Annotated in this window: 17 protein-coding genes; 3 read left to right on the top strand and 14 right to left on the bottom strand. The window is 74.3% G+C overall.

All coding sequences use genetic code 11. From position 1 onward, the window contains the following. Positions 1–33 precede the first annotated feature (33 nt). The 13 genes from ABZ801_RS20655 to ABZ801_RS20595 are packed head-to-tail and all read right to left on the bottom strand — an operon-like array spanning position 34 to position 13,114. Complete coding sequence (locus ABZ801_RS20655; RefSeq protein WP_360699878.1) at positions 34–1,266, bottom strand: MFS transporter; 1,233 nt, start codon at positions 1,264–1,266, stop codon at positions 34–36. Positions 1,267–1,315: 49 nt separating this feature from the next. Next, positions 1,316–2,383 (bottom strand): hypothetical protein, encoded by a 1,068-nt coding sequence (locus ABZ801_RS20650; RefSeq protein ID WP_360699876.1) that lies wholly within the window; start codon positions 2,381–2,383, stop codon positions 1,316–1,318. Then, entirely contained in the window at positions 2,371–3,045 is a 675-nt protein-coding gene (locus tag ABZ801_RS20645) for a 4'-phosphopantetheinyl transferase superfamily protein (RefSeq protein WP_360699873.1), read from the bottom strand. Before ABZ801_RS20645 ends, ABZ801_RS20650 begins: the two co-directional genes overlap by 13 nt. Next, the gene (locus ABZ801_RS20640; protein WP_360699870.1) at positions 3,042–4,073 is read right to left on the bottom strand and encodes an LLM class flavin-dependent oxidoreductase; all 1,032 of its coding nucleotides are present in this window, start codon (positions 4,071–4,073) and stop codon (positions 3,042–3,044) included. Before ABZ801_RS20640 ends, ABZ801_RS20645 begins: the two co-directional genes overlap by 4 nt. Positions 4,074–4,078: 5 nt before the next feature. Then, positions 4,079–5,266 (bottom strand): acyl-CoA dehydrogenase family protein, encoded by a 1,188-nt coding sequence (locus ABZ801_RS20635; protein ID WP_360699868.1) that lies wholly within the window; start codon positions 5,264–5,266, stop codon positions 4,079–4,081. Continuing rightward, complete coding sequence (locus ABZ801_RS20630) at positions 5,263–5,535, bottom strand: phosphopantetheine-binding protein (protein ID WP_344940160.1); 273 nt, start codon at positions 5,533–5,535, stop codon at positions 5,263–5,265. Before ABZ801_RS20630 ends, ABZ801_RS20635 begins: the two co-directional genes overlap by 4 nt. Continuing rightward, positions 5,532–6,872, bottom strand: coding sequence for a type III PLP-dependent enzyme (locus ABZ801_RS20625; protein WP_360699865.1), 1,341 nt, complete (start codon positions 6,870–6,872; stop codon positions 5,532–5,534). Before ABZ801_RS20625 ends, ABZ801_RS20630 begins: the two co-directional genes overlap by 4 nt. Next, positions 6,869–8,434, bottom strand: coding sequence for an AMP-binding protein (locus ABZ801_RS20620; protein WP_360699862.1), 1,566 nt, complete (start codon positions 8,432–8,434; stop codon positions 6,869–6,871). The genes ABZ801_RS20625 and ABZ801_RS20620 overlap by 4 nt, the downstream gene beginning before the upstream one ends. After that, positions 8,431–8,712 carry an acyl carrier protein gene (locus ABZ801_RS20615; protein ID WP_360699860.1) on the bottom strand — a complete coding sequence of 94 codons (282 nt, stop codon included), beginning with the start codon at positions 8,710–8,712 and terminating at the stop codon, positions 8,431–8,433. The genes ABZ801_RS20620 and ABZ801_RS20615 overlap by 4 nt, the downstream gene beginning before the upstream one ends. Continuing rightward, positions 8,709–10,280, bottom strand: a complete 1,572-nt coding sequence (locus tag ABZ801_RS20610) for an amino acid adenylation domain-containing protein (RefSeq protein WP_360699858.1) — start codon at positions 10,278–10,280, stop codon at positions 8,709–8,711. Before ABZ801_RS20610 ends, ABZ801_RS20615 begins: the two co-directional genes overlap by 4 nt. Further along, the gene (locus ABZ801_RS20605) at positions 10,277–11,284 is read right to left on the bottom strand and encodes a hypothetical protein (RefSeq protein ID WP_360699855.1); all 1,008 of its coding nucleotides are present in this window, start codon (positions 11,282–11,284) and stop codon (positions 10,277–10,279) included. Before ABZ801_RS20605 ends, ABZ801_RS20610 begins: the two co-directional genes overlap by 4 nt. Positions 11,285–11,337: 53 nt before the next feature. Next, positions 11,338–12,645: a methylaspartate mutase gene (locus tag ABZ801_RS20600; protein ID WP_360699852.1), complete on the bottom strand. Its 1,308-nt coding sequence runs from the start codon at positions 12,643–12,645 to the stop codon at positions 11,338–11,340. Next, a complete protein-coding gene (locus ABZ801_RS20595; RefSeq protein WP_360699849.1) occupies positions 12,635–13,114 on the bottom strand; it encodes a cobalamin-dependent protein in 480 nt (159 codons plus the stop codon). The genes ABZ801_RS20600 and ABZ801_RS20595 overlap by 11 nt, the downstream gene beginning before the upstream one ends. Before the next feature lie 240 nt (positions 13,115–13,354). On the opposite strand from ABZ801_RS20595, the gene ABZ801_RS20590 reads away from it, so the two are divergent. After that, on the top strand, positions 13,355–14,308 hold the full coding sequence (locus tag ABZ801_RS20590) for a LysR family transcriptional regulator (protein ID WP_360699847.1): 954 nt from the start codon (positions 13,355–13,357) through the stop codon (positions 14,306–14,308). A gap of 44 nt (positions 14,309–14,352) precedes the next feature. Here the strand turns inward: ABZ801_RS20590 and ABZ801_RS20585 are convergent, their stop codons facing one another. Beyond that, positions 14,353–15,300: a DUF5996 family protein gene (locus ABZ801_RS20585; RefSeq protein ID WP_360699844.1), complete on the bottom strand. Its 948-nt coding sequence runs from the start codon at positions 15,298–15,300 to the stop codon at positions 14,353–14,355. 833 nt (positions 15,301–16,133) lie between these two features. Here ABZ801_RS20585 and ABZ801_RS20580 point away from each other — a divergent pair. Both ABZ801_RS20580 and ABZ801_RS20575 read left to right on the top strand, forming a co-directional pair. After that, positions 16,134–17,063 (top strand): M14 family zinc carboxypeptidase, encoded by a 930-nt coding sequence (locus tag ABZ801_RS20580; protein ID WP_360699841.1) that lies wholly within the window; start codon positions 16,134–16,136, stop codon positions 17,061–17,063. Positions 17,064–17,071: 8 nt separating this feature from the next. After that, the gene (locus ABZ801_RS20575; protein WP_344940126.1) at positions 17,072–18,289 is read left to right on the top strand and encodes a M14 family zinc carboxypeptidase; all 1,218 of its coding nucleotides are present in this window, start codon (positions 17,072–17,074) and stop codon (positions 18,287–18,289) included. The last annotated feature ends 167 nt before the right edge of the window (positions 18,290–18,456 follow it).

Below are 18,456 nucleotides of genomic sequence, written 5' to 3'. Positions count from 1 at the left end.
AACCCGCATACCCCGGCGCCGCGCCGCCCGCCGCTATGGCCGTTCGCCGAGGCGGCGGGCGCGGCGGAGCCCGCCGCGCAGCAGCAGCGCGGTCAGCAGGATCGCCGCCCCGCCGAGCGCGATGGTGCCGCCGACCGGGAGGAACTCCGCGACGGCCCCGGACAGCACCGGCCCGATGCCCTGGAACGTCATCATCCCGGTCGAGGCCAGCCCGAACGCGTGCCCCCGCGCGCCGTCGGGCACCGCGTCGACGAACCGCCGCTGGATGCCCAGCTCGTAGGCGTACCCGACCCCGGCGGCGAACTGCAGGACGACCACGACCGCCAGCGGAACGGGCAGCGCCAAGCCCAGCAGCGGCAGGCCGAGCAGGACCAGCAGCGGCACGACCATGCGCTCCCGCGCCCGAGGCCCCAGCCCCCGCCCGACGGCCAGGTTGCCCACCATCATCCCGGCGGGCGAGCACGCCAGCAGCAGCGCCCCCACGCCCTCGGGGAACCCGCGCACCGCCGCGTACGGCACGAGCAGGCCCTCGGCGCCGGACACGAACACCAGGGGCAGCCACTGCACCAGCAGCAGGGCCCGCACGATCGGGTCGGCGAGCAGGTCGCGGCTGCCGGACCAGCTCTCCCGCAGCACCGACCCCGGCATCCCCTCGGCGCGCGGCGCGGCGGGCAGGTCGGGCAGCCGTGCCCGGGTGAGCGCCGCGGCCAGCAGGAAGGCGGCCGTCGCGACGAGCAGCGCGGAGCGGGCGCCGAGCGCGGCGATGACGATCCCCCCGAACGCCAGCCCCAGCACCTGCGCGGCCGAGGCGGCGACCATGGTCAGTGAGCGTCCCAGCACGTAGGCGTCGCCGCTGAGCACCTCGCTGATCAGCCGGTTGAACGCGCCCGACACCACCGGGGTGACGACGGAGACCAACGCCACCAGCAGCAGGGACACCGCGACCGGCGCGCCCGGCAGCGCCGGAACCGCCGTCGCCACCGCACCGGCCGCGTACGCGCCGACGACCAGCGGCCGGGGCCGCAGCCGGTCGGCCAGCGCGCCGAGCAGCAGCCCGCCGGCGACCTGCGGCAGCCAGCCGACGCCGAACGCCAGCCCGGCCAGCAGCGGCGAGCCGGTCCGCCCGTACACCAGCACGGACAGCCCGACCATCCGCAGCACGCTGCCCATGATCCACAGGCAGCGCGCGCCGAACAGCACGCGGAAGCGGGGCTCGGCCAGCACGTCCCGGTACGTGGCGCGCGGCGCGCCCTCCAACGACGTCATGCGTCCACTGTGCGGGACATTGATCAACCCGACCAGACCCCGCGGGAGCCTAGAGGATGTCGCCGAGGCGGGTGCGGAAGTCGTCTTCCAGGTCGGCGACGGCGTGCAACGCGGTCAGCGCGTTCGGGCGGGGGCGGCCCCCGGTGGTGACGCGCCGCGCGTTGTAGTGCAGGGCGCGCACAAGCGCGGTCCACGCCGGGACGAGCGTGGAGCCCACCCAGTCGCTCAGCTCCTCCAGCGCCTCGGGGCCCTGGCCGGGGAGGCGGGCGTGGCGGAGCGACGCGGCCACCATCTTCCGGTTGCGTGAGGCGACCCAGAAGTCGTTGTTGTGGCGGTAGGTCGCCGGGTCGGCCAGGCCCTTCTCCAGCCACTCCCGCAGCACGTCGAAGGCCGCCCGTCCGCACGCCCAGCCGTGCGCCGCCACCTCGGGGTCGGCGATCCGCGCCGTCGCGGTGCGGGCGAGCATGACGGCGGCGAACCCGGTGGTGCCGGGCACCCGGCGTCCGGTGAGCTCCAGCCACTGCCACGGCCGCTCCGGCGACCACGGCGGCCGGTCCCGGCGGTCGCCGAGCGCCCAGCGTTCACGGCTGGCCTGCTCGGGGCCGGGCGGCAGGGGAGACCACGCGTACGCGCCGACCTCGGCGGCGGGCACGGTGCCGACGAACCCCGGGTGCAGCCCGGCGTCGTCGGTCCACAGGAACCGGTCGTCGACCTCCACCCTGCCCGGCGGTCCCGGCCTGACCAGGAACCAGTGCGGCGCGGGCTCGGCGTCGCCGGTCTCGATCCAGGGCAGGTGCGTGGTGCGGCCGGTGACGATCGCCGCGCCCGTCTCGTGCGCGTGCCGGACGATCGCGTCCGCCGCCTCCCCGGGGGCGGCGGCGCCCCGGCGGTGCAGGTCCACGCGGTACAGCTCGCCGTCGCCGGTGAGCGGCGTGTGGTAGTGGAGGAACTCCATCAGCGAACCCGAGCGCCGGACGCCGAGGAAGAGCTGCGTGCCGAACGCGAGAACGTCGGGCACGCCGATCGCGCGCAGCAGCCCGGCCGCCGCGGTGCTGTAGCAGGACAGCAGGTCGCCGCGCACCTCCCCGGTGCCGGCGGGCCGCGTCATCTCGTGCATCGAACCTCCTGGAGCGGCATGCCGGGGGCGGCGGGGGCGATGACGACCGGGCAGGCGAGCCAGTCCCGTCCGTGCCCGCCCGCGAAGGCCAGCGCCGCCGCGTACCCGTCCGGCACGGGCAGCTCCCGCCAGGTCACCCCGTCCAGGTGCCCGCACGCCGCGTCCGCCACCGCGCCGGGCGACCGGAAACCCGCCAGGCCCCGCCCGGTGGCCTTGCAGCGCGCCTCCCGCACGGCCCACACCCGCGTGAACTCGCGGCAGCCCTCGGCGGGCGGCAACGCGTCGATCCGCCGCCGCTCCCGGGGATGCAGCCAGCGCCGGGCGATGCGCTCCCAGCCGGGCCCGGGTGCCTCCTGGACGTCCAGCCCCAGCCTGCCGCCGACGCCGACCGCGACACCGACGAGTCCACCGCTGTGGGAGATGTTGAAGTCGACGTCCCAGCGGCGCCCGTCCGGATGGGCCAGGTACGGGCGGCCGGACGGTTCGCGCCGCACCAGGCGGGGAGCGCGCAGCCCGAGCCGTTCGACCGCCGCCCGCAGCACCGCCGGCAGCGGGCCGTCCCCGGTGCCGGCGCCGGACGGGCACAGCAGCACGACCGCCGCCACGTCGGGCAGCGCCACCGCCCGCAGATCGGGGTTCCCGGGCCCGGCCGTCGCCGTCACGTCTCCAGGACCCTCGCGACGTGCTCGTACTCGGCCGGTTCGTACGGCAGGTCCAGCACGACGGTGCGCACGCCCAGCTCCCGGTAGGCGTCCAGCGCCGCCGCCACCGTCTTGTACGAGCCGACAAGCTTCGGGCAGTCGATGCCGATGCGGCCCGCCCCGTACCACAGGCACTCGTCGTGGAGGGCGCCTGCCTCGGCGAGGTCGATGGTGGCGCGGTGCTGCGAGGAGGTGACCTGCCGGGCGAACAGGCGGCGGGTGAACGCGTCGCGGCGCGTGGCCGCGTACTGCCGGTCCGCGGTGTCCCACGCCTGCTCGTCGGTGTCCCGGGCGACCACGCCGACGATCATGGCGAGCCCGCCGGTCAGGCCCCCCGCCGCCAGCCGCTCGTGCTCGGCGGCGATGTCCGCGCGGGGCTTGGCCATCACCAGGGCCCGGTCGAGCCGCGGCAGCACGGCCGCGATCTCGGGGGAGCGCGAGCCGGGCGCCAGCACGCGCGGCGCCAGCGCGGGGTCGGGCGGCGGCTCGGGCGGCGCGGACCGCAGCCTGTAGCACGGGCCGGAGTGCGGCTCGCCGCGCAGGACGGCCCGCAGCGCGTCGATGAAGTCGGCCATCCGCTCGTACTTGCCGCCCTCGGCCGGGGCCAGGCCGAGAGCCTGCAGCTCCGCCGCCTTCGCGCCCGCGACGACGTTCAGGTTGACGCGCCGTCCGTACAGGTGGCAGAGCCCCGCCACCGCCCGCGCGGCGATCGCGGGGTGCGCCAGCGCGGGGTTCACCGCCACGATCGGTTCCAGCGTCGTGCTCGCGGCCAGCACGAGCTGCCCCGCCAGCCACGGGTCCAGCGACTGCCAGAAGTCGTAGATGAGCATGGCCGACGCGCCGAGCCGCTCGGCCGCCGCGCAGTGCGCGGCCACCGTCGCCCGGTACGCCGCGCCGGAGCCGCCGCCCGGCGCGGGGCCGTGCGCCCCGGCGCCGAACACGTCGGCGTGGCCGGGGCAGACCGTGAACGTCTCCATCCTGGCGTCCATCGTCCTCACCCCTCGTCCCGGCCCAGCGGGCCCGACGCGGCGAACGAGCAGGCGGCGGTGTCCAGCAGGCCGAGCCTGCCGTTGGCGCGCAGCAGGCGCCGGTTGCCGTACATCAGGCTCGCCGACCGCAGGTCCCGGAAGATCCGTTCGAGCACCAGGCCGTCGCCCTGGCGGTAGCCGAGGCCGAGCCCGGCGACCTCCAGCAGCCCGTCGGCCGCCGCGAAGCAGCGTTCGGACGCCGCGACCTTCACATTGTTGATCATGATCTGGAAGGCGGGACGGTCCCGCCCGGCACCGGTGCGCGCCTCGTACTCGCGCAGGCCCGCGGCCACCATCGCCTCGGCGATGTCCAGGTCCCGGCGGGCCAGCGCGATCCGGTCGAGCGTGTCGTCGTCGCGGCGGATCGCGGGGCCGCCGCCCGCGGGACGGCGCGCGTGGCCGACGACGTGCCGCAGCGCGGCGCGGGCCGCGCCCGTCCACGCCGCCGCCCAGCCGAGATGCCCGAGCGGCGCCATCGTCCGCGCCGTCACCCGTGCGAAGCCGCCGGGCGGTTCGATGACGTGGTCGCGGGGCACCTCGACGTCCACGGTCATCGACACGTTGCAGGTGCCGCGCATCCCCAGCATCCGCAGCGGCGCGATCACCTTGGGGTCGGACAGCTCGCGCGGGCAGTGCACGAGCACCACGTCGTCGGCCGGGCCGTCCTCGGTGCGGCGCATCGTCACCAGGAACGCGCCCGCCTGCGCCCCGCCCGACACCACCGGGGCGTCGCGGTGGAACCGGACGACGCCGTCCCGGTCGTCGATCGCCGCCATCGCGGTCAGCATGTGGCCGCCCTTGCCCGCCTCGGTGGTGATGGACGCCAGCAGCGTCTGCTCGGCGGCGACGGACCGCAGCACCCGCGACCGCAGCGGCTCGGGCGCGTACTCGGCCAGCACCGCCACCTGCTGGCAGTGCATGACCCACAGCACCGCCACGCCCAGGCACTGCCCGCCCAGCTCCGCCGCGGCGTGCAGGAAGGCGGCGGTGTCCGCGCCGGCGCCGCCGCAGTCGGCGGGCACCGTGTAGCCCAGCAGGCCGTGGTCGCGCAGCACGCCGACGCCGCGGCCGTCGGGGTCGCCGGTGGCGTCGATGACCTCGGCCAGCTCGGCGAGCCGCGCGGTCGCCCCGGCCAGGTCGGGGCGGGCGGTCACGGCTCGGCCCGTTCGGCGGGGTGCCCGGACACCTGCTCGGACACGACCGCCCAGATGCTGTCGGCGGTCGCGAACACCTCGTCGGTGAACGCCGAGTCGGGGAAGACGAACCCGAACGCGTCCTCCAAATCCATCACCAGGTCGACGGCCCGCATCGAGTTGAGCCCGAGCGACCGCAGGTTCGCCGTCGGGGTGATCTGCGCGGTGTCCTGGACCGCTCCCAGGTGGCCGAGCAGCACGCGCAGGAATTCCTCGCGCCGGTCTGTCATCGCGTCTCCGCCCTTTCGCCGGTGGCCCTTTCGCCCGTGGCTCTTTCGCCCGTGGAATCGCCGTTCACGCCGTGTGGTGCGGCGGACAGCGGCCGGTACGCCGTCTCCAGCCGCAGCGCCGCCCGGACGCCGCCGGCGTCCACGGCCACCTCGGCGGGCGCGTCCCGGCCGAGGAACGCCACCAGCGCCGCCGTCAGCCCGTACGCGCCCACGTTCGGGACGGCCAGCAGCCCGCCGGGGGCGGCGCCGGGGAGCCGGGCGCGCTGGTTGAGCAGGTCCAGCGCCGTGCACAGCGGCCCGGCCAGCACCGCCTCGCCGTCGCGGTCCCGCCCGCCGTCCCCGGCCGGCACGGCCGACGGCAGCGGCAGCGGCTCCGCCATGATCGGCGGGACGCGGCGCAGCCCCTGCATGCCGCCCAGCACGTTGACGCCGCCGTCGGCGATCACGAAGCGGGTGTCCTTGCTGCGCTTGACGTCCTGCACGCCCAGCACCAGCGTGCCGCATCCACTGGCCAGGTAACGGCCGGACTCGAACGCCACGACCGGCCCGCCCGGGGACGCCGCCGCCCCGGGCAGCCGCGCGAGCAGCCCGGCGAGCCGCTCGGCCAGGCCGGGCCAGGCCGGACGGGCGCCGGGCCGCGCGTACGGGTGGCCGAAGCCGCCGCCGAGGTCGACGATCTCCACGCGCAGCCGCAGCGCCTCCTGCGCCTGCCGGACGGCGTCCACCGCCAGCTCGAACCAGTCCATGAGCCGGTCGGTGTCGTCGATGTTCGTCCCGACGTAGACGTGGTAGCCGGCCAGCTCGACCCCGTCCGCCCGGAACTGCCCGGGCCGGTCGCGCACCCACGCGACGTCCGCGCCGAACTGCGACGGCGCGCCGCCCATCGCCAGGCCCGCCCCCCTTGGGTACGCCGACGGGTTCAACCGGAGGATCGCCTTGGCCGGCACCCCCGCCCGCCGCGCGCACAACCCCAGGCGGGCCAGGTCGGTCGGGGAGTCGACGGAGAACAGACGCACGCCGCGCGACAGGGCGTGCGCGAGTTCGCCCTCGGTCTTGGCCGGGCCCGTGTAGAGACACGAACGGGCGTCCGCACCCGCCGCCAGCGCGGTGTCCAGCTCGCCGCGGGAGCAGACCTCGGCCCGCGCCCCGGCGTCGAGCAGCGCGCCCACCAGCGGCGGAAACGGGTTGGCCTTGAGCGAGTAGAACAGGTGGCTGCCCGCGGGGACGGAACCGGCCAGCTCGGCGTGCGCCGCCCGTGCCACGTCGAGGTCGTAGACGTACAGCGGGGTGCCGTACTCGGCGGCCAGCCTCCGCAGCGTCCGCGCCGGGACGTTCATGCCGGCCTCCCCGCGTCACCGGCGGCGTTCACCTTGCCGGGGCCTGCCGCCGCCGCGCCGAGGGCGCGCACCGCGACCGGGTCGACCTTGCCGTTGCGGTTCAGCGGAAGCCGTTCCACCGGGACGATCAGGTCCGGCACCTTGAACCACTCCAGATGCCTTTGCAGCTCGGTCCGCACCCGCATGGCCGTCAGCTCGGTGACGACCGCGAGGACGGGCGGGTCGTCGCCCCGCGCGCCCACGCAGAACGCCTCGTGCACCCCGGGGACCTCCTCGGCCGCCATCGCCACCTCGGTCGCCGACACGCGAAACCCGTTGGACTTGTAGATGTCGTCGTCGCGGCCGTGGAAGTACAGGTAGCCGTCCTCGTCCAGCCAGCACTGGTCCCCGGTGAACAGCGCCCGCTCGCCGAACGGGCCCCACGGCCGGAACCGCAGCGCGGTGCGCTCCGGGTCGCCCCAGTAGCCCTGGGTGACGTGCGGGCCGCGCACGACCAGCTCGCCGATCTCGCCCGGCGGCAGCGGCCGCCCGCCGGCGTCCACGATCACGCATTCGGTGTCGTCCAGCGGGCGGCCGACCGAGCCCGGCTTGTGCGGCAGCTCCTCGGGCAGCAGGATCGAGATGCGCTTGCACTCGGTGAGCCCGAACATCAGGTACACGCCGAGGTCCGGGTAGCTCGCCCGCAGCCGTTCCAGCAGGTCGGCGGACATCGCCGCGCCGGTGTTGGTGAGCACCCGCAGCGGCGGCAGCGCGTCCGGGGTGCGCCGCGACAGCCGGTCCAGGTTGTGCGCGAGCCCCGGCACCGACGGCAGCACCGTGACCCGGTGCCGGTTGAGGAACGCCAGCAGCCCCGGCCCGGCGTCGGTGCCCTTGCCCCACACCAGCGAGCAGCCCGACAGCATGCTCAGCAGGATCTGGTACACGCCGTAGTCGAACGCCAGCGGCAGCACGCAGCCGATCACGTCGTCCTCGCGCAGCCGCAGCCGCCGGGCGATCATCCGCGCGGCGAACACCATGTTCGCGTGCGTGCCCGCCACGCCCTTCGGCCGTCCCGTCGACCCGGAGGTGTACAGCACGCTGACCAGGTCCCAGGAGATCGGCCGCGCCGCGGGCGGCACGGGCCCGCCCCGCCCGTCGCGGGGCGGCGGGGCGGTGAAGCACGGCAGGTCGGCGACGGGCAGCCCGAGCGTCCCGGCGCACCGCCGCGCCTCGGTGTCGCGGCCCGCGACCACCAGGGCCGGGGCGCAGTCGCGCATGACGTGCTCGGCGGCGTAACCGGTGGTGTCGCCGTTCATCAGCACGTAGACGGCGCCGAGGCGGGACGCCCCGAACATGACCGCGATGGCGTCGGTGAACTCGTCGATCACCACCACGACGCGGTCGCCGCGCCGCACGCCGCAGCGCCGCAGGCCCGCCTCGGCGGCCAGCGAGGCGTCCCGCAGCTCGGCGAACGTGCCGCGGACGTCGCCGCTGACCAGCGCCGTGCGGTCCGGCCAGCGGGCGGCGGCGCGGTCGAGCAGGTCGTGCAGCAGCGACGCCTCCGGCTCGGGGTGGGCGGTCATGACGGCACTCCTCCATGCTGCGCGCGCAGGGCCGGGGCGACGAGGACGGCGGCGATGTCGTCCGGCGTGGCGAACGACTCCGGCACGAGCAGCTCGTCGGGCAGGACGGGCCCGAGCTCGTCCTCCAGGCGCTCGACGACGGCCGCGAGCGCCAGCGAGTCGAACCCGGGCACCTCGAACAGCGCGGTGCCGGGCGTCAGGGCGGGCTCCTCGCCCAGCACCGACCGCAGCACCGTCAGGACGAGCCCGACGGCGGCGGTGTTGGCGTCGGCGGTCATCCGGCCGCACCCCCCACCGCGGAACGGGCGATCTTGCCGGTGGACGTCACGGGCAGCTCCTCGTGGAAGGTCACGGTCGCCGGGACCATGTAGCCGGGCACCTGGCCGGTCAGCCAGTGCCGCAGCGCGGACGCCTCCGGCGCCGCGCCCGGACCGTCCGGCACCACGTGCGCCTCCAGCACCGTGCCGTGCTCGGGATGCGGCACCGGCCGGACGACCGCCTGCGCGATCCCCGGGTGCGCGAGGATCGCCGCCTCCACCTCGCCCAGCTCGACGCGGAACCCCCGCGTCTTGACCAGGCCGTCGCGGCGTCCCCGGAACCGCAGGACGCCGGCCGCGTCCGCCTCGGCGAAGTCGCCCGTCCGGTAGTAGACGCGGCGGCCGTCGCCGTCGGGAAGGCCGAGCATGGCGCGCGCGGTGCGCCCGGGATCGTGGAGGTAGCCGGGGGTGACGGACGGTCCGGAGACGATCAGCTCGCCCTCGGCCGACGCGGCGCGCGGCACGCCGTCGTCGCCGAGCAGCCGCACGTCCGTCCCGGGGACGGGCCCGCCGATCGGCATCCGGCTCCCGGCCAGCAGCTCCGGGGTCACGTCCGCCCAGGTGACGACGTTGGTCTCGACCGGGCCGTAGAGGTTGGCGACGCGCGTCCCCTCCGGCAGCGCCGACACCAGCGTTCGCAGCTGCGGCACGTGGTACTCCTCCCCGGCGTACAGCAGCTGGCGCAGCCGCGGGAGCCCGTGGTCCACCAGCCGGGACCGCCGGGTGAGCGCGTTCAGCGCCGACGGCACCGCGTACAGCGCCGTGATGCCGCGGTCGCGCAGGAACCGGTAGGCGGCGGCCGGGAACATCACCGTGCGCTCGTCCATCAGGTGCAGGCACGCGCCGGACGTCAGCGCCACGTACACGTCGTACACCGGCAGGTCGAAATGCAGCGGCGCGTGCTGGGCCACGTGGTCGCCGGGGCGCAGCGGGAACGCGGCGGCGGCCCAGTCGACGAAGTAGCCCGCGTTGACGGTGCTGATCATCACGCCCTTGGGTACGCCGGTGGACCCGGACGTGTAGAGGACGTACGCCAGCTCGTTGGCCGCGATGTCGGGCGATCCCGCCGCGTCGCGCCGCGCCACGAGCAGCTCGCCCGCCAGGATCTCCTCGGCCTGCCGCGACCACCCGGTGCCCGCGGGGGCCAGGCCGGTGAGGGCGCCGAGGTCCTCCTCCGGCCAGTTCTCGGCGGTGTCGGCTGACGCGAACAGCAGCCGGGGGTCGGCGTCGGCGACGATCTGCCGCCGTCGCCGGGGCGGCGCGTGCGGGTCGATCGGGACGTACGGGACGCCCGCGAGCAGGCAGCCGAGCATCAGCACGATCGCCTGCGGGCTCTTGCGGACGCTCAGCCCCACGCACTGCCCGGCGCCGGTGTGCGCGGCGACCACCTCGGCGACCTGTGAGGCGAGCGCGAGGCACTGCCCGTACGTCAGGCTCAGGGCCGTGGCGCCGTCCCGCACGGCGGTCGCGTCGGGCCGCTCCCGGGCCGCCCGGGTGAACCGGTCCGCGATGTCGTACTCCGCCCTCATGCGCGTTCCCCTTCCGCGGGCGCCCCGGCCCGCCCGGCGGCGAGGGCGGTGGCGAGCGCCCGCTCGGCCTCGGCCGCGGCGGTGACCAGGTCCGCGAGGCCGCCGGAGGGACGGCGGCCCGCGCGCAGGCGGCGCAGCGCCAGGTAGGCGAAGCGGTTCACCTCGGACCACCGCGCGACGACCTCCTCGCGGAAACGGCCGCCGAGTTCCGCCGGCACCGGGGCGCCGGGCTCGGCGGCGAGGTCGTCCAGCCACGTCGCGTACAGGCCCCGGCGCCGTTCGATCGTCCAGCAGGCCTCGCAGAACCGGTCGAACGCCGCGAGGTCGACGTCGGCGCGGCAGTGCTCCTCCACGAACGCCTTGTAGGGCTCGGACGCCGCCCAGTCCCCGAGCACGGCGAGGTTGGCGTGGAACAACTCGGCCCGTCCGGGAACTCCCGCGTCCGGGGGCTCGGGGACGAGAGTGACGAGCCGCGTCGCCGGGTCCCGTTCCAGTACGGCCGTCAACGCGGCGTCCACGGTCGTGTCCAGGGGACGCGCGTCGCCCCATTCGGTGCGGTTGTCGTAGCCGTCGGCCACCCGCAGCGTCGGGGGCGACCCGTCGACGGCCGTGACGACGAAGCTGTGCTCGACGTGCTTGCGGCCCGCGTAGGGACACCACGGCAGCAGGTAGGCGTCGGTGACCACCATCGGGACGCGGCCGGAGGCCAGCGCCCGCTCGCACGCCGCCGCCAGCCCGCCCTCCGCGGCGCGTTCGGAACGCGGACGCAGCCCGGCCAGCGACGCGCACCGGTCCTGCTGCGCCTCGAAGTCCAGGAGGGGCGCCGCCCCGCCGCCCGGCTCGTAGGCGAACCACCACTGCGAGCCCAGCACCGAGCGGACGTCGCGGCATCCCTGGACGAGCAACGCCATCGCCAGCGTCACCTCCCAGCAGTCCAGCAGGCCGGTGTCCAGACCCGCGCCGGCGAGGACGGAGGCGGACACGCCCGCCGGGGTACCTTCCATCGTTTTTCTCCTGCGCCCGAGGACCGAACGGTGAACAGTGGAACGGTCCGGCATCATTCGCGCGGACCGGGCGGCGCGTTGTCGAATCGTTCGCGCATCCAATGGAGCATTCGCAGCAGTTCCACGGACTCCGGTGCCGTGCCACGCCGATTCCGGCCCGGCGGAGACGGTTTCAGCGGCATTCCGCCGACCGCCGCCCAACGCAGCCGGCCGGTGTCGTCGAGAAAGGTGCGGGCGCGGTTCCTGTTGTCCGGATGCAGGCAATACGGAACGTCCAGGTAACCCCGCGCGAAGGCGGCCGCGAAAGCCTCGCCGAGGTCCTCGGACAGGTCCAGCACGCATTCGACGAGCGTCCGCGCCTCCCGGTAGACCTCCGTGCCGCGGACCCGGTCCGGCGCGGGCACCGGCGGGGCAGACGCCCGCAGGCGCAGCGCGGCGGCATGGGCGTCCTCCAGCGCCACCACGTTGTCCTCGATGGCGGGGATGCGCGTCGCCTCCGCCCTGGTCTTCAGGATCAGCCGTTCCGCCCGCGTCGCGACCGCCAGCCGGACGCTCTCCTCCAGCAGCGCGGCCGCGCCCCGCGCGGTCTGCGGGAACAGGCCCATGTAGGTGTAGAGGACGACGTGCCGGTCCAGGTCGCCGAGGAACTCGGCCGCCAGCAGCCGCAGCGCCGCGACGGCCTCGGCGTCCTGCCCGTGGTGGGTCTGCTGGGCGTAGCTGAGCGACACGCTGCGCAGGCCGTGCTGCCGGAAGAACAGGCCCTCCAGCACGCTCAACGCGACCAGCAGCGAGGGCGGGCAGAGCTGGCCCAGCATGCAGCCGCCGAAACTCTCCAGATGCGCGCCCGGCGTCCGCGCCAGCAGCTCGCAGGTCGTCCGCCAGTCCGCGATCGCGTCCGCCAGCGGGACCCGGCTGTAGGGCAGGCAGTAGGAGACCGGACCGCCCTCGGTCGCGTTGAGGCCGCAGCGCAGCGCGGTGCGCACGATCGCCGACGGCAGCGCCGACCCGTGCCGCACCTGGACGGGGAAACCGCCGCCCGCGACGCCGTCGAGGACCGCCGTCGTCGTCTCCACGGCATGGGCGACCAGCGGATAGCCGTTGAGGTCGCTGCCGGCGGCGAGCGCCCGCGCCGCCCGGTCGTGCGCGCCGACGCGGGTGTAGCTGTCGAGCGTGATCGTCCCGGCGGCGCACGCGTCGGCGGCGCGCACCGCCAGCAGGCCGCGGCGCATCGCCTCCGCAGAACCGAACCCCATCCTCGGCTGGACGACCAGCCGTCCCGCGCGCGCGTGCCCGGCCACGAACTCGCCGAACGACGCGGCGCACGACGGCGGGGACGCCTCCGGCGGTGCCTCAACGTGCATGCGCGTCCGCCCACGCCAGGTGGTCGCGGAACTCCCGCAGGGCCGCGTCGCCGACGAACACGCCCGTGAAGCCGAGCCCGGTGAGCTCCGCCACGACCTCCCGCCGGCCGGTCCCGCCCGTCGTCAGCATCCCGCCGATGACGACGGGGACGTCCGACAGCCCGGGCACGCGGCGGAACGCGGAGATCAGTTCGGCGCCCTCGACGCGTCCGTGCCCGTTGACCGTGCTGATCGCGACCAGCGCCGGGGGAGCGGCGCGGCATTCGTCCAGCAGCACGTCGACGGGACAGCACGCGCCCAGGTTGCGGACGAAGAAGCCGGCCTCCTCCAGCACGCACTGCAGGACGACGAGGCCCCAGGTGTGGGAGTCCGACGGCGTCGAGGCGACCACGGCCGTCTTCCGGGGCCGCTCGCGGGACGTCGGCGGGAACGGCGGCGCGGCGCCCGGTCGCGGCGGAGCCTCGCTCATCGAGATCCCCGCGTCCCGTACGGCGGACGCCCGATCCGGTGAGCACGTTCCAACACCGTCGCGCGCGAAAACGGCCGGGTGCGGAAAGTGCGGTGCAGTGACATTGACAACGAAACTCCCGCTCCATAACATCCGCTGTCACCACTTGTGGCACACAGCCAACCCGAGTCCGTCGGGCCCAGTCCAACAACAAATCGCTGGCGGTCCGACAGCGAAGGCTTGTCAGGCCAGGTGAGAGACATGGATCTGGATCTAGCTCACGTTCGGGCCTTCGTCACCGCCGCCGACCGCCTGCATTTCGGCCGGGCCGCAAAGGATCTTTCTCTTTCGCAGCAGGCGCTGTCCGCGCGGATCTCCCGGCTGGAGGGCGGCCTCGGCGTGAAACTGTTCGTCCGCGGCGCCCGCGGGGTCCGCCTCACCACCGCGGGACGGCACTTCCTCGACCCGGCGCGGCGGCTGCTGCTCGCGGGCGACCAGGCGGTCGCGTCCACCCGGTCCGGCGCCGGGCCGCTGCGCATGAACGTCTGGGGCAGCCTGCTGTTCCCCTCGCCGACCATCCGCGCCCTCGCCGGGGGCGAGTCGGGGCCGCGGCTGGAGGTCGGCGTCTGCCGCGACCTGCCGGACGCGGTCGCCGCCCTGCACGACGACACGATCGACGTCGCGCTGGGACGGGTGTCCCACGGGGCCGACACCGCGTCCCTGGCGCGCCGCCTCATCCGGCTCGACGCCATGGCGGTGATCGTCAACATCGAGCACCCGCTGGCCGGGCACGCCCGGCTGACCCCGCGGGACCTGCGCGGAACCCCGCTGTGGCTTCCGGCCCCCCTCGAATCGCTCGACTTCCTGCGCCAGTTCGTCGAGCGTTTCGGGCTGGAGGGCCGGTTCGGCGGCGTCGACCTCGGCCCGTACCACATCCCCTGGCTGCTGCGCGAGGAGCCGCACCAGGCCGCGGTCGTCCCGGCGCACCTGGAGTCGTTCGGCGAACCGTTCCTGCGGCTGATCCCGCTCGTCGACCCGACGCCGCTGTACGGATCGTCCCTGCTGTGGAGCCCCTCCCAACGCCATCCCGAGTTCGACGCCCTGCTCCGCAGGGTCGACACCGCAATCCGGCAGCGTGCCTGGCTCCGCTACGACAAGCACCGGCACTGGCTGCCGCAGACCGAACAGGCCGACGTCGAAGCCCTCGCCCTGTGAGCCGGCCGCCTCCTGACCGGTGACGGGACCGATGCCCGGCGGCGCTACCGGCGGCGGTCCTCATCCCAGCGGTGCGGGTCGGCCTCCAGCGCCGCGCGGTCCCAGCCACCCAGGTCCGCGGCCGCCGCGTAGGTCGTTTCGAGGAACTCGGTCAGCGCCCGGTCCGGGGCCGCCGCGGTGGCCACCGCCTCGTACGGAAGCAGGAACTGGCCGTTCTCCCGGCTGTAGAACGCCGCGTCCGGCCCGACGGGATGGTCACCGAAACCGTCCGGCTCGGGATAGGCGTAGGCGTAGAACGCGCCCTCCTCGGCCCCGCCGGGCCAGAACCCGCAGCTGGACAGCTCGTGCGAATAGCCCTCAACCATCACCCAGTTCGGGCAGTTCGGAGCGCCGCCCGGATGCTCTGGGGCCGGCCGCCCGGAGAACCTGGTACAGGCCAGGTCGAGCGCGCCCCAGAACAGGTGCACCGGGCTGACCTTGCCGACGAAACGGGACCGGAACCGGCTGATCACCCGATGGGCCTGCATCAACTGCCGCCAGAACAGCTGCGCCGCGTGCGGGTCGTAGGAGGCGTGCCGCTCGTCCTCGGCGAACGGGATGGCCGGCTCCACCTCGTTCGGCCGGGCCTGGATCCGCGTCGGCACGCCCAGCTCGTCCAGCGTCCGCATGACCTCGGTGTAGAACCGGGCCACCGGCTTGGGCTCCAACGCCACCTGCCGGTCGCCTCCGTCGCTGGTGCGGACGTGCAGCCGGTGGTCCAGGAAGTCGAACTCGATGTCGAACGCCCCGTGCCCGCACGGGATGGCCGAAGTGCTCAGCCCCCGCGGCGTCACGTACAGGGTGACCTGCCACCAGTGGTTGACCAACGGCGAGTGGGCCAACCGGATCTTGCCGACGATCTGCGTCCACATGTGCAGGGTGTCCCGCGTCTCGGACCAGTCCGCCACGCTCAGTCGCGGCCACCCCGTCTGCCGTGCCTTCAGCTCAGTCACAGCGTTACCCCGATATCCCCCCGGCCGGCGGCCCCGCGCCGTCCAGACGACCGCACCACCGGCACTTGCTGCGAGGACTTCCCCGCACCAGCGTCGCCTAACCGCACCCGCCGGCGCCGACCCCGCGATCGAGTTCACCACCTCCCGGATCAGAGTCCATGACAAATGGCGGTGCGTGGTTTTGGTTTCCACGGCGACCGTCTCAAGCGCGGTTGGATCGCCGGGCAAAAAATCCGATGCCGTCGTTCTCGATAAGGCACACGGTTCCGACGCCGGCGTTCGTGCCCACCGGCCCGAGCCGCCGGCCTCCTGATGACCGGAACGCCAGGTGAAAAGGAAGCCCCGAATCGGCACACGAGTGACACGCATGAATGTACGCGGCGGCTCACTGGAAGTTCGAGGCGGATTGCCGTCACCGGAACCAGCGTGGGCTCGGCAGAGGTCCAGGAAGGAGACGGAGCCGTCCCGGAAACGGCCGCCTCAACGGTGAACAATTTCCGTCCCGTGCGAGACCGGGGCCGAGTGATCTTGGTCTACGTTTTTTCTGCCGGGTAAGCCGGAGATTCGGTCCACGCGAGGGATTGGGTCACAAGTCCACCCGCCAAACGATCAAGGTTCCGAACCATTGTGGACCGGCCCGGCGGGAAATGCGCCCAGGTATTGTGCCGCCTCCGTCGCGGGTGCTAAGAATTCCGCCAACATGCAATCCCCTGCAGGAGGTTGTTTTGCTCGGAAAACGACGAGCAGCGGTTGTCCTGGCCACCAGCCTGGCTCTCACGTTCGCAGGGACGGCCACGGCGTCTGCCGACCGCACGACGCCCGGAGGCCCCTGGGTGCAGGATGCGCAGCAGGTCTCGCTGGAGCGCCTGCACACCTACGCGGAGCTCACCACCGCACTGCACAGCCTGGAGGAACGTTCCAAGGGCGCCGTCGACGTCGAGTCGATCGGCAAGACGCATGAGGGCCGCGACATCTGGTCCGCGACGGTGGGCACCGGATCCACCAAGGTCCTCTACATCACGCAGCAGCACGGCAACGAGCCCCTGGGCACGGAGGCGGCCCTGCAGTTGCTGCAGCGGATCGGAACCTCCAAGGCCGCCTGGGCCAAGGACGTGCTCGACGACGTGACGCTGCGCGTCGTCGTCCGCGCGAACCCCGACGGCACCGAGCGGTACCAGCGGCAGAACGTCGACCCCGACTGCTCCGGCGCCTACTGCCGCACCGGGGTGGGTTTCGACATCAACCGGTACCACGACCCGGCGATGAGCCCCGAGGCCAACCCCGTGCCGGAGTCGGCCGCGATCCAGCGGCTGGTGCGCTCGTGGCGGCCGGACGTCACCGTCGACTACCACCACCAGGGCAGTTACCGGCAGCCCGACGGCTCGATGGCGACCGCGTCGATCCTGTGGCCCACCAACTCCGGGGTGACGCCGCAGGTGCTCGCGGACAGCAAGCGGGTCGCGGCCGTGGTGTACGGCTCCCTGGAGGACTACGGCTTCGCCGACGTCAGCCTCTACCCGGGCGAGTCGATCGCGGGCATCGCCCGCAACTCGTTCGGCCTGCAGGGCAGCGCGAGCCTCCTGGTCGAGCTGCGCGGCGGCATCGGCCAGAAGTCCGCCGGCTACCTGATCCGCACCGCCTACGCCTCGATGGCGACGCTGCTGCAGTCCGCCGCCGACGGCAGCCTCGCCGCCGCCGATCCGGCGGTCGCCGACACCATCCCCGCCCGCGGCGAGCCGGTCGACCAGCACGAGAGCGAGTGAGCGACGGCATGACGAAGCACAACCGGACGACCTCCACCCGCGCGCTGACCGGCAGGAAGCTGGCCGGCGTGGGCCTGGCGGTGACGGCGCTCATGGCCCCGGCCGTCGCGCTCGCGCCGCCCGCCGCCGCGCAGCCGGCGGTCGCGAACTGCGGAACGTCCACCGGCGACACCGGAACGTCCGCGTGGACGAGCCATGCCGAGCTGGGGAAGGAACTGCAGCGGCTGGAGTCGCAGCGTTCCGGCGTCCTGGACGTGACGCGGATCGGCACCTCCAACCGCGGCCGGGACATCTGGGCGGCCCGCACCGGCACCGGCCCGAAGGTGGTGCTGGTCACCAGCGAGATCCACGGCAACGAGAAGACCGGCACCGAGGCCGTCCTGTCCCTGCTGCGCACCGCCACGGCCGACACGCCGGCGGCACGGCGCCTGCGCTCGCAGGTGACGCTGGTCGCGGTGCCCAAGATGAACCCGGACGCCGCCGAGCTGGACCGGCGCGGCAACGACCGCACCTGGGCCGAGGTCGTCGCGGACTTCCCGCAGCTGGCGGGCGCGCGCCCGTCGTGGAACTACTACACCAGGCCGCAGCAGGGCGACGACTACTCGACGCGGCCCGGCTTCGACGTCAACCGCGACTACCACCCGGACCTGAACTACGTGCCGCGGGCCGCGGACTTCCCGGGCTCCTCGGCGGGCCCCGGCTGGTACATCAATCCGGAGTCGCAGGCCGTCAGGGACCTGTACAAGTCGCTGAAGGCGGAGTTCGGCGCCGTCGACAGCTACATCGACCTGCACCACCAGGCCCCCTGCTACCTCGACGAGAACGGTGACGCCCTGGTGACCATGTCGCTCTCGGGCAAGTTCGTCGACGTCGACAAGCACCAGCAGTACAACCGCGGCTACCGGCTCGACTACTCCAAGCAGCTCACCCTGGCGGCGTACGACACCCTGTCGGGCTACGGCCAGTCCCCGTTCGGCTCGCTGACCCTCTACCCGCAGGACATCGACCTGCCGGGCACCGGGCTGGGCGCGTTCGCGCTCAACGGCTCCGGCACCGTCCTGTTCGAGGTGCGGGGGCAGACCCAGACGTGGGGAGCCCGGCAGCGCGGGCAGCTGGTGAAGACGGTCGAGCACGGGCTCACCGGCATCATCGAGGCCGTGGGCTCCGGCGCGGCGCACCAGATCGACCCCGACCGATACGACGACATCCCCGAGACCGCTCGCTAGACCCCGTTTCGCCGGGTGGGCCGTCCCCGCGACGGCTCACCCGGCGCACGGCCGCCCCCCGCGAGCACGCCACTCGGCGCGCCGCCCGGTCCAGGGCCGTAGCGCGCCCAAGCGCGTCGGCTCGCCGGACATCCAGACCTCCACGCGGCACAACTGCTCGTGCGGCC

Origin of the sequence: Actinomadura sp. NPDC047616, from assembly GCF_040642915.1 — a bacterium.
In the GTDB taxonomy this organism is placed as follows: Bacteria; Actinomycetota; Actinomycetes; order Streptosporangiales; family Streptosporangiaceae; genus Spirillospora; species Spirillospora miaoliensis.
Note: the sequence above shows the minus strand (reverse complement) of the source record. Positions and strands in the feature narration are given on the sequence as shown.